Below are 9851 nucleotides of genomic sequence, written 5' to 3' on the forward strand. Positions count from 1 at the left end.
CCTCTGCTCCCCTCCCCGGCACCCCGCGCCGGATCGCCGACGCCTACGTCGACCAGCTCGTCGAGCTCAACCCCGTGATCGGCACCCTGTTCGGTGTCAACCCAGGTGCGGACGGGTTTCCCGACTACTCCCCGGACGGCCACGCCGCCCTCGCCGCCGTAGAACGCGCCACCCTGGCCCGGCTGGACGCGGTGGGCGACCCCGGCGGCGTGGATGAGCGGCGCGCGGCCCGGCTGCTGCGCGAACGGCTCGGCGCCTCGCTCGCCCTGGAGGAGGCGGGGGAGAAGCTGCGGGAGGTCAGCAACATCTTCTGCCCGGTGCAGCAGCAGCGTGCCGTCTTTCAGCTGATGCCCACCGCCACCGACGACGACTGGGCGGTGGTCGGCCGCCGGCTCCGTAACGTCCCCGCCGCGCTGCGCGGTTACGCGGACTCGCTACGGGCCGGCACGGCACGCGGTCTGAACGCCGCCCCGCGCCAGGTGGAGACCGTCGTCGAGCAGCTGGACGCCTGGCTGGAGTCCGACTGGTACCGCACCTTCGTGGCCGGCGGCCCCGAGGCGCAGCGTAGGGAGCTGGCCGCCTCGGCCGACGCGGCGACCGCCGGTCTCGCGGAGCTGCGCGCCTATCTGAGCGAGGGCTACCTGCCCGCTGTCGCCGGCACCCCGGACGCGGTGGGCCGTGAGCGCTATCTGCTGTCGGCGCGCCTGTGGACCGGCTCGGACCTGGATCTGGAGGACGCGTACGCCTACGGCTGGGCGGAGTTCCACCGGCTGGAGCGCGAGATGCGCGCGGTGGCCGCCGAGATCCTGCCGGGCGAGTCGACGTTGGCCGCGATGCGGCACCTGGAGAAGGAGGGCCAGGCGATCGACGGTGAGGAGGAGATCCGGGTCTGGCTCCAGGAGCTGATGGAGCGGGCGATCCGCGATCTGGACGGTACGCACTTCGATCTGGCCGACCCGATCAGGCGGGTGGAGGCCCGGATCGCCCCGTCCGGCAGCGCGGCGGGCCCGTACTACAGCCGCCCCTCGCTGGACTTCGCGCGCCCGGGCCAGACCTGGCTGCCGACGCTGGGCGAGACCCGTTTCCCGGTGTGGAACCTGGTCTCCACCTGGTACCACGAGGGCGTTCCCGGGCACCATCTCCAGCTGGCGCAGTGGGTGCTGGTGCAGGAACGGCTCTCACGGTTCCAGGTGAGCGTGGGCTCGGTGAGCGCCGCGACCGAGGGCTGGGCGCTGTACGCCGAGCGGCTGATGGACGAGCTGGGGTATCTGACGGACCCGGCGCACCGGCTCGGCTATCTGTCGGCCCAGATGCTGCGCGCGGTGCGGGTGATCATCGACATCGGCATGCATCTGGGGCTGAAGGTCCCGGCCGGTGAGAGCTACCACCCCGGCGAGGTGTGGACGCCTGGGCTGGCCACCGAGTTCCTCATGACCCACACCGGGACGGAGCCGGAGTACACGCGCTCGGAGCTGACCCGCTACCTGGGCCAGCCGGGGCAGGCCATCAGCTACAAGCTGGGCGAGCGCGCCTGGCTGGCTGGCCGCGAGGCGGCGCGTACAGCGGGTGGCGCCGGCTTCGACCTGAAGGCGTGGCACATGGCGGCGCTATCGCTCGGCTCGCTGGGCCTGGACGATCTGGCGGACGAACTCGCCGCGCTATGACGATGGGATGACTGACCCCCTGCCCAAGTGGTCCCGGTACGGGTCCGCTTGGGCAGACCGGCCGGGTATGCACTGCCGGCGGGCGGGGGAATACGCGGGTATCCGCTCCCCCGCCTGGTTTTCCTGTGCGGCGGCGGCCGGTGGGCCGCAAGAACCTTCGCGGCGCGGGCCGTGGGGGCACCATCCGGAGGTGTTCACCGGGGTGGCCAGCTCCGTTCCGGCCAGCTGGCCGGGGTTACTCTTCGTGACCTCCGGCGCGGTGTCCGGGGGCTTGGGTGTTTCCTGTGGGTATGGGGGTGGGTGAACTCGCGTTGCGTCGGGGCCGGTTGGAAGGGTTCGCTGGGGAGTTGTCCGCTCCGTTGGCGCGTGCTGACCAGGGCTCGTTGTTGGACGGGCGACGGAAGTCGATGCGGCCGATGGCTTCCCGGTTGGACGTCGATCATCAGCGGTTACAACCGCTCGGCTGGCGCGCCGGGCGGGGGCCGCTGCCGTATCCCCGAAGGTGAGTGCCACCGGCTCGGTGTGCTACCCGGCGCGCGATGACGTCCTCGCCGGCGTCAGTGTCGAGTCAACCGGCGCAGGGCGTCGAGTACGGGCGGCGCGAGCGTGTCCGGGTGGTCGGCGTCGCGCATCAGATGGTCGACTCCCGGCAGCACCACTCGGCCCGGTCCACCGGCACGCGCGTGACGCAAGGCGGTCGTCAGGGCGTCCGTTGTGGCACAAGGGACCTGGACGTCGTTCGTGCCGCATGTCAGCAGCACCCTGGTTCCCGGCCGGAGTGCGGCGGCGGCGTCCGGTGGGTAGACGGCGTCGTCGCTTTCCACGAACCGGGCGTTCGGGCCTTGGAACGACTCGAAGAGCTGGGCGATCGCGGCGGGCAGGCCGGTGGTCTCGACCGGTCGGTGTTCTCGCAGCGCGATGACGGCGGCATCGATGGCCGCGTTGACAGCGCGTTGCTGCTCCGGTGTGAACTGGCCCTGCCGGGTCGCTTCGGCGACCTGGTCCTTGAGTTGGAGCGCGACCAGATCCAGCATGCGGATCGCCTGCGGTTGCAGAAGCGCCAGGCCGGCCGGGCGTGGACGGACGGTGCCGCCCAGCAGCAGGCCCGTCATCGCGCCCTCGCTGTGCCCGACGATCAGCAGCCTGTGCGGGTTGGTCTCCGGCTGGTCGCGCAACGACTCGTAGGCGGCCTGTGCCTGGCGGACGAACGCCGGGTAGTCGAGTTCCTCCGGGCGGTCCTGGTAGGCACCGAGCCCGGTGCGACCGGTGCCGTACTTGTCGAACCGCAGCGTCACCGTTCCGTCCCCGGCGAGCGCGTCGGCCAACTGCGCCAGGGTGTCAGGTGAGGATCCGGCAGGCGGATTGCCGTCGCGGTCGGTGGGTCCGCTGCCGGGCAGCAGCAGTGCCGCCCGCAGCCGTTCCCCGGCACGGTGCTCGGGAACGTGCAGGGTGCCGTACACGGTCGTGCCGTCGGCCGTGAAGACGATCTCGCGGTCGGTGGCGGGTATGAGACCGGGCGTCGCCTCGGCCGGAGTGACGGTGACGACGGCCAGTGCCATCACGGCCGCCACCAGGTGGCGAATCATGGGACTACCTCCGTTCAGGCAAGGGCCTTCTCGACCAGGGCGACAGTCGCGCGGGGGTCGTCGACCTGGAGAACCAGGCGGGCGTACTTCTCGTCGGCGAGCTCGACCACGACGGCCTTCGACGGGTCCTTGACCTCCCAGAAGACCTTCTCACCGTCCTGATGGAACGTGCCGGCGGTGATCACACCGGGCACGTGGGCGCCCGGCGCGCGGATTCCCTTGGGCTCGGCGGTGATACCCGGGTCGGCGGTCGCGCCACGGACATTGGCCAGCGGGATGGTCAGGCTGCTCTTGAACGCCCAGAGCCTGTTGAGGCCTTCGATCACGACGACGAGGTCGTCGCCCTCGATCCGTACCAGTGCCATGTCGGTTCCTTTTCAGGTGAGAGGGGCGAGGTGCCGGGTCAGCGCGGTGGCGGCGTTGTCGGGGTTGCCGCGCAGGAGGATGCCCAGCGCGGCGGACGTGAGGGCGGCGGCCAGGTCGGCGGGAACGCCGAGCGCGTCGGCGATCGCCCGGTCGACGGCGGCCAGGGCGGCCTTCACCTCGGAGGCGACCTCCTCGTCGACCGGTGCGCGTTCGATCGCCGCGAGGAGAAGCAGGCCGAGGTCGGCCGAGGTGACGAGCCGCAACGCCGCCGCGGCGTCCGACGCGCCGGCGAGGGCGTCGAGCAAGGGGCGGACGTCGTCGGCGAGATGGCGGCGCAGCGCGATCAGGTAGAGGCCGCGCTTGCTGCCGAACGTCTTGTACAGGCTGTTGCGGTGCACGCCGAGGTGGTTGACGAGATCGTCAACGGACACGCCGTCATACGCGCGCCCGCCGAACAGACCGACGGCGGCCCGCACCGCCTCGTCCTCGTCGAATGCTCTCGGCCTGCCCACGGCCACCACGGTAGACAATTAAGGAACGACGAGTCAAGAACGATCGTTCCTCAATCGGCGATCCCCTTCGAGGCGCGGCCCTCCGGCAGTTGCGGGGCAGGCTGAAGGAACTCCGCCGGCGACAGGACCGTTGGCGCGGCGAACGGGTCAGGCGCGCGGCGCGGCCACCGAGTCGCGCCGGCGGACGGGCATGGGGACCCGGCGCGACCGGCTGTCCGGATCGCGCCCCTCGCGGCGCCGGTCGATCTCGGCGAAGAGGACGTCGACGGCCTCCCGCCCCAACTCGTGGTGGGGGAGCGCGACGGTGGTGAGCTTCGGCCGGATCCAGGTCGCGATGGGGTGGTCGTCGAAGGAGACCACGGAGACGTCGTCGGGCACCTTCAGGCCGGCGCCGTCGAGGGCCTGGTAGGCGCCGAGGGCGAGCCTGTCGTTGAGGCAGACCAGCGCGCGGGGCCGCTCGCGTTCCAGCAGCTCGGCGGTCGCCGCGTACCCGTGCTCCGGCTGCCAGTCGGGGCACACCCGGCCGCCGGCGATCTCCACCCCGGCCCGGTCGAGGACGTCGCGGATGCCGGTGAGTCGTTCGACGCCGGCGACCGTCCCGGGGGGCACGTCGTCGATGTCGGGGCCGGCGCCGACGAGGTGGATGCCGTCGCGGTGGCCGGCGTCGAGCAGGACGCGGGCGGCGGCGCGGCCGGCCTCGATCTCGTCGGGCACCACCGACGGCAGGGGGCAGGGCTCCGCCGGGAGCGCGTTGAGGAGGACGGCCGGCGCGGTGGTGAGGGCGGCGGGAACAGGGATGGTCCTGGTGAACATCGAGGCGAAGACGATGCCGTCGACCCGGCGGTCCTGCATGGCCTCCAGCAGGCCGCGTTCCAGGTCGGGTTCACCCTCGGTCTCACCGATGAACAGCATCACGCCGCGCTCCCGGGCCGCCTCCAACGCGCCCTTGATCATGTCGCCGGCCAGCCGCGAGGTCGCGACGGTGTCGGAGACGAACCCGATGGTCCTCGTGGTGCCCGTGCGCATGCTCTGGGAGACGATGTCGGGGCGGTACTCCAACTCCTGGGCCGCCTCGAGGACCCGTCGCTCGACGCTCTGCGATATCCGCAGCTCACGGCCTCGCCCGGAGAGCACCAGGGACGCCGTGGTGCGCGAGACGCCCGCGTGCTTGGCGACATCGGTCATGGTCACCCGTCGTGGGCTCACCGGCGGACCTCCAGGGCGTCGAGTCTGACAAGCATCTTGACAGCTGGGAATGCGGCGGTAACACTAGCGGCCGCTAACACGATTTAGCAACCGGCTCGGGACGCCTGGGCGCCAGCCGGTCAGCCACGAGTCCAACGGAGTGTGCGCAATGACGCGTTCCATCAGCCGTCGGGAGGCCGCGCTCGGGTTCCTCGCCATCGCGGGGACACTGGCCGTCGGCTGCGGTGGGCCGGGCGGTGGCGGGTCACGGCCGTCAGGCACCAGCCCCTCGCCCTCCGCGGCGCCGACCATCGGCACCGAACCGGTGACCCTGAAGGCCTACTTCGAGACCGGCTTCCCCCTGGCGAGGGCGCTGACCGACGAGTTCACCAGGCAGTTCCCCAACGTCACGTGGGACATCCGTGAGGACCAGTTCGCGGTGATCACCCAGAACGCGCCGCGGGTCCTGGCCGACGACCCGCCGGACCTCATGCGGTTGCCGCAGGTCTCCGAGCTGGTGGGGGACGGGTTGCTGCTGAACCTCGACGGGTACGCGGAGGTCTTCGGCTGGAGCGACTGGCCCCCGTCGCAGCTCGAACAGCTGCGTGTCGGGGAAGGGGGCCGGCCCCGGGGCGAGGGCTCGCTGTACGCGATGGGCCTGAACTTCAGCATGACCGGCGTCTTCTACAACCGGACGCTCGCCGAGCGGATAGGCATGGCCGCCCCGCCGGCCACACTCGCCGAGTTCGACGACCTGCTCGCCAGCGCCAAGGCCGCCGGGATCGTCCCGATCGTCCAGTTCAACGGCGGCGCCACCGGCGGGTTCGCCTTCCCGTTGCAGAACCTGATGGCGGCCTACGGAGCGGCCGGTCCGATCAACGACTGGATCTTCCAGAAGCCCGGCGTCACCATCGACACCCCGTCGAACCTCGCCGCGGTGCGCCACCTCCAGGAGTGGATCGAGGCGGGCTACTTCGACGCGGACGCCAACGCCATGGAGTACGCCCAGATGATGAGCACCTTCATGGCCGGCGACGCCCTGCTCATGTTCAACGGCGACTGGGAGTCGGGGAACCTCGACGGGGAGATGCCGGGCGAGGTGGGCTTCTTCCTGATGCCGCCGGCCGAGGAGGGCGGCCCCGTCGCGACGATGTCCGCGCCCCTGACGTACGGGATCAGCGCCAACGCCGCGCACCCCGACGAGGCCGCGTTCTTCCTCGACTGGGCGGCCACCGACGAGCGCGCCCGCGAGATCGTGGTCGAGGTCGGCGGATCGCACCCGATGGGCCTCCCGGACGCGCACATGCCGGACGTGGCCGAGGACAGCGTCACCGGGCAGACTCTCGCCGCCGGCGCCCGGATAGCCGAGGACGACGGCGCGATGGACTTCATCGCCAACGCCACCGGATCCGTCTACGCCAAGGGCTGGACCCCCCAGTTGCAGCGGCTGTTCGCGGGCGACCAGGACCCCGATGGGCTGCTGGCCGCCGTGCAGAGCGAGTACGAGATCGAGGCCGGGAGCTGAACGGAATGACGTCGCCGTCCACGGGCCCGAAGCCCGGCCCCGGTCCGGCCGGAGCGCCGGGCCGGGGCCGCCGGCCCGGACTCCGGCCCGGCGCTCCGGCCGGACTCCGCACCAGGTGGTGGGTCGGGTGGGCCTTCGCCGCCCCGGCGCTGGCCGCCTACGCCGTGTTCGTGCTGTGGCCGATGGTCCTCACCGCGCAGTACTCGCTCTACCAGTGGAACGGCATCGGGCCCTCGACCTGGGTCGGCCTCGACAACTACGGGCGCGTCTTCACCGATCCCGAGCTGCTCGACACGATCCTCAACGCCATCCGGCTGATCGTGTTCTTCAGCGTGATACCCGTGCTGCTCGGCCTGGCGATCGCCGCCACGATCCGGCGGATCGCCGCCAGCCGGCTCGCCGTGGTCGCCCGGACGGTGGTGTTCGTCCCCCAGGTCATCCCGCTGGTGGCCGCCGGTATCACCTGGAGCTGGCTGCTGTCCTCGGACGGCCTGGTCAACCAACTGCTGTCGGCCATCGGCCTCGGCGGGGTGACCCGGGCCTGGCTCGGTGACCTCTCCACCGCGCTGCCGGCCGTCGGCGTGATCGGCGCCTGGGTCCAACTCGGCCTGTGCACCCTGCTGTTGCTCGCCGGCATGAGCAGGATCGACCCCGCGCTCTACGAGGCCGCGCGGCTCGACGGGGCGGGGCCGCTGCGCGAGTTCTTCTCCGTCACCGTGCCCAGCCTGCGCCAGGAGATCGGCGTGTGCGTCACCGTGACCGTCATCTCGGCCCTGGCCAGCTTCGACATCATCTACATCTCCACCCAGGGAGGACCGGGCAACTCGACGATGGTCCCCGGCCTGGAGATCTTCTACCAGGCGTTCTCCGACCGGGAGATCGGCGTGGCCTCCGCGCTCGCCGTGGTCCTCATGGCCCTCGTGCTCCTCTGCGTCCTACCCGTCCAGCGGCTCACCAGGGAGCGGCCATGATCGTCGGCAAACGCGAGGCGTGGACGGGGCGGGTGTTCCTCGTCCTGCTGATGGCCTTCACGATCGTGCCCTTCATCAGCCTGTTCGTGACCGCCCTCCACCCCTCCGGCAGCTACCCGTCCGGTCTGGAGTGGCCGAGCGAACCGCGGTGGGGCAACTTCGCCGACGCGTTCCGGGCGGCCCACATGGGCGATCTGCTGTGGTCGAGCACGCTGATCGTGCTCGGCGTGGTGCCGGTGTCACTGGTGCTGGCCACGATGGCCGGCTTCGCCCTCGGACACCTGCGGATGGCGGGGCGCCACCTGGTGTTCCTGATGTTCGTGCTCGGACTGACCCTCCCCTTCGAGGGCATCATCACGCCGCTGTACTACCTGGTGCGCGACATGGGCCTCCTCAACACCAGGTGGGCCATCATCCTGCCGCTGATCGGCCTGTTCATGCCCTTCGCGGTCTACTGGATGCGCGCGCACTTCATCAACCTGCCGGACGACCTCTCCGAGGCCGCCCAACTCGACGGCGCCAACGTGTGGCAGCTCTTCTGGCGCGTCCACGTCCCGCTGGCCGCACCCGCGATCTCGTCCCTCGCCATCCTGCTGTTCCTGTGGACCTGGAACCAGTTCCTGCTCGCCATCGTCCTGGTCGACGATCCGGCGAAGCGCACCATGGCCGGCGCGCTGGGCGCCTTCCAGGGCCAGTGGGGCACGGACATCCCCCTGCTGTGCGCGGGATCCCTGCTGATCCTCGCGCCCACGCTCATCGTGTTCCTCATCTTCCAACGCCGTTTCGTCTCCGCCCTGTTGCAGGGCTCAGTGAAGGGCTGACCGAGCCATGCCGAACGACAACGGCCCGACGACAGGACAGGCGTGACAGACACCCGCCCCACCCGGTGGACCCAGCGTGACCTCGATCGGCTCATCGAGGAACCGGCGACCACCGCGCCCGTCATCGACCACGCCACCACGCCCCGCGTGCTCCCCGGCCACGACATCTGGGACCTGTGGCCGGTGCGGCGGGAGGACGGCACCACCGCCACGGTCCGGGAGGGCGAGCTGTGGATGGCGCTCTCCGCGCCCGCCGTCGGCCACCCCGAGCACCGCCACGACATCGCCCGCCTCCACCTGCTGGCCAGGGCTGACGACCGCTGGACGGATCTCGGGCACGTCTTCCCCGACGACGCGTCCCCTGGCAGCCGCGAGTGGTCGGGGTCCGCCCTCCTACGATCCGACGGCACGGTGTCCGTCTTCTACACCGCCACCGGCGAACGCGGTGAGGCCCGCCCCACGTTCCACCAACGCGTCGTCGAGGCACGCCCGAAGCTGATCACGGGGGACGGCGCGACCCGGCTCGCCCGGGACGTGGAACACCGCGTCGTGCTGCGCTCCGACGGCCTCTCCTACCTGCCGGCCGACGAGATCGACGGCGGCCCCGGGCGGATCAGGGCCTTCCGCGACCCCGCCTGGTTCCGCGACCCGGCCGACGGCGTCGCGTACCTGCTCGTCGCGGCCAGTGTGCCGTGGGGCGACCGCTTCATGGGCGCCGTCGCCCTCGCGCGGGAGACCGCCGGCGGCTGGGCCCTGCTTCCGCCGCTCCTGGTGGCAGACGGCGTCAACCACGAGATCGAACGCCCGCACGTCGTCGTCCACCAGTCCCGCTACCACCTCTTCTTCTGCACCGGCCGCCAGTCGTTCCACCCGCCGGGCGCGCCCACGGGCCTGTACGGCTTCGTCGCACCCACGCTGACCGGACCCTACGAGCCCCTCAACGGCTCGGGACTCGTCGTGCGCAACCCGGCCAGCCGGCCCGACCAGGCCTACGCCTGGTGGGTGCTCGGGGACCTCAGCGTGGTGAGCTTCGTCAACTACCTCCTCCCGGACGGCACCGATCCGCGACAGTTGCCGGCCGCCGAGGCGAGAGCCACCTTCGGCGGAACCGTCGCACCGGTCCTCGACCTCACGCTGGGCCGCCGCACCACCCGTGCCGCTCCGCGGCCCTAGCCGAACGACGGGTGCCGGGGGGCTCGCGACCTGACGATCGTCAGGTCG

Annotated in this window: 9 protein-coding genes and 1 pseudogene; 6 read left to right on the forward strand and 4 right to left on the reverse strand. The window is 71.4% G+C overall.

The annotated features are described in order from the left end of the window. The coding region (locus E1283_RS24445) for a DUF885 domain-containing protein (protein ID WP_132820295.1) at positions 1 to 1664 on the forward strand (1664 nt) is incomplete at its 5' end. A 290-nt stretch (positions 1665 to 1954) separates the two neighbouring features. Continuing rightward, positions 1955 to 2119 (forward strand): annotated as a pseudogene (locus E1283_RS39970) (IS701 family transposase); the annotation flags it as partial. 102 nt (positions 2120 to 2221) lie between these two features. Here the strand turns inward: E1283_RS39970 and E1283_RS24450 are convergent. The 4 genes from E1283_RS24450 to E1283_RS24465 form a co-directional block, all read right to left on the reverse strand. Continuing rightward, on the reverse strand, positions 2222 to 3250 hold the full coding sequence (locus E1283_RS24450) for an alpha/beta hydrolase family protein (RefSeq protein WP_132820296.1): 1029 nt from the start codon (positions 3248 to 3250) through the stop codon (positions 2222 to 2224). A 14-nt stretch (positions 3251 to 3264) separates the two neighbouring features. Then, positions 3265 to 3615 carry a hypothetical protein gene (locus tag E1283_RS24455; protein WP_132820297.1) on the reverse strand — a complete coding sequence of 117 codons (351 nt, stop codon included), beginning with the start codon at positions 3613 to 3615 and terminating at the stop codon, positions 3265 to 3267. 12 nt (positions 3616 to 3627) lie between these two features. Next, on the reverse strand, positions 3628 to 4128 hold the full coding sequence (locus tag E1283_RS24460; RefSeq protein ID WP_165956232.1) for a TetR/AcrR family transcriptional regulator: 501 nt from the start codon (positions 4126 to 4128) through the stop codon (positions 3628 to 3630). 147 nt (positions 4129 to 4275) lie between these two features. Further along, positions 4276 to 5334: a LacI family DNA-binding transcriptional regulator gene (locus E1283_RS24465; RefSeq protein ID WP_243745069.1), complete on the reverse strand. Its 1059-nt coding sequence runs from the start codon at positions 5332 to 5334 to the stop codon at positions 4276 to 4278. A gap of 148 nt (positions 5335 to 5482) precedes the next feature. On the opposite strand from E1283_RS24465, the gene E1283_RS24470 reads away from it, so the two are divergent. From E1283_RS24470 to E1283_RS24485, 4 genes are read left to right on the forward strand one after another with little or no spacing between them, the layout of a single operon-like run. Continuing rightward, positions 5483 to 6838, forward strand: a complete 1356-nt coding sequence (locus tag E1283_RS24470; protein WP_132820299.1) for an ABC transporter substrate-binding protein — start codon at positions 5483 to 5485, stop codon at positions 6836 to 6838. Between the two features lie 5 nt (positions 6839 to 6843). After that, on the forward strand, positions 6844 to 7809 hold the full coding sequence (locus E1283_RS24475; RefSeq protein WP_132820300.1) for a carbohydrate ABC transporter permease: 966 nt from the start codon (positions 6844 to 6846) through the stop codon (positions 7807 to 7809). Continuing rightward, positions 7806 to 8630, forward strand: a complete 825-nt coding sequence (locus E1283_RS24480) for a carbohydrate ABC transporter permease (RefSeq protein ID WP_132820301.1) — start codon at positions 7806 to 7808, stop codon at positions 8628 to 8630. Before E1283_RS24475 ends, E1283_RS24480 begins: the two co-directional genes overlap by 4 nt. A 42-nt stretch (positions 8631 to 8672) precedes the next feature. Next, positions 8673 to 9803 carry a glycoside hydrolase family 68 protein gene (locus E1283_RS24485; RefSeq protein WP_132820302.1) on the forward strand — a complete coding sequence of 377 codons (1131 nt, stop codon included), beginning with the start codon at positions 8673 to 8675 and terminating at the stop codon, positions 9801 to 9803. Positions 9804 to 9851 lie beyond the last annotated feature (48 nt).

The sequence above is a fragment of the Streptomyces hainanensis genome (assembly GCF_004348415.1).
GTDB lineage: Bacteria > Actinomycetota > Actinomycetes > Streptomycetales > Streptomycetaceae > Streptomyces > Streptomyces hainanensis.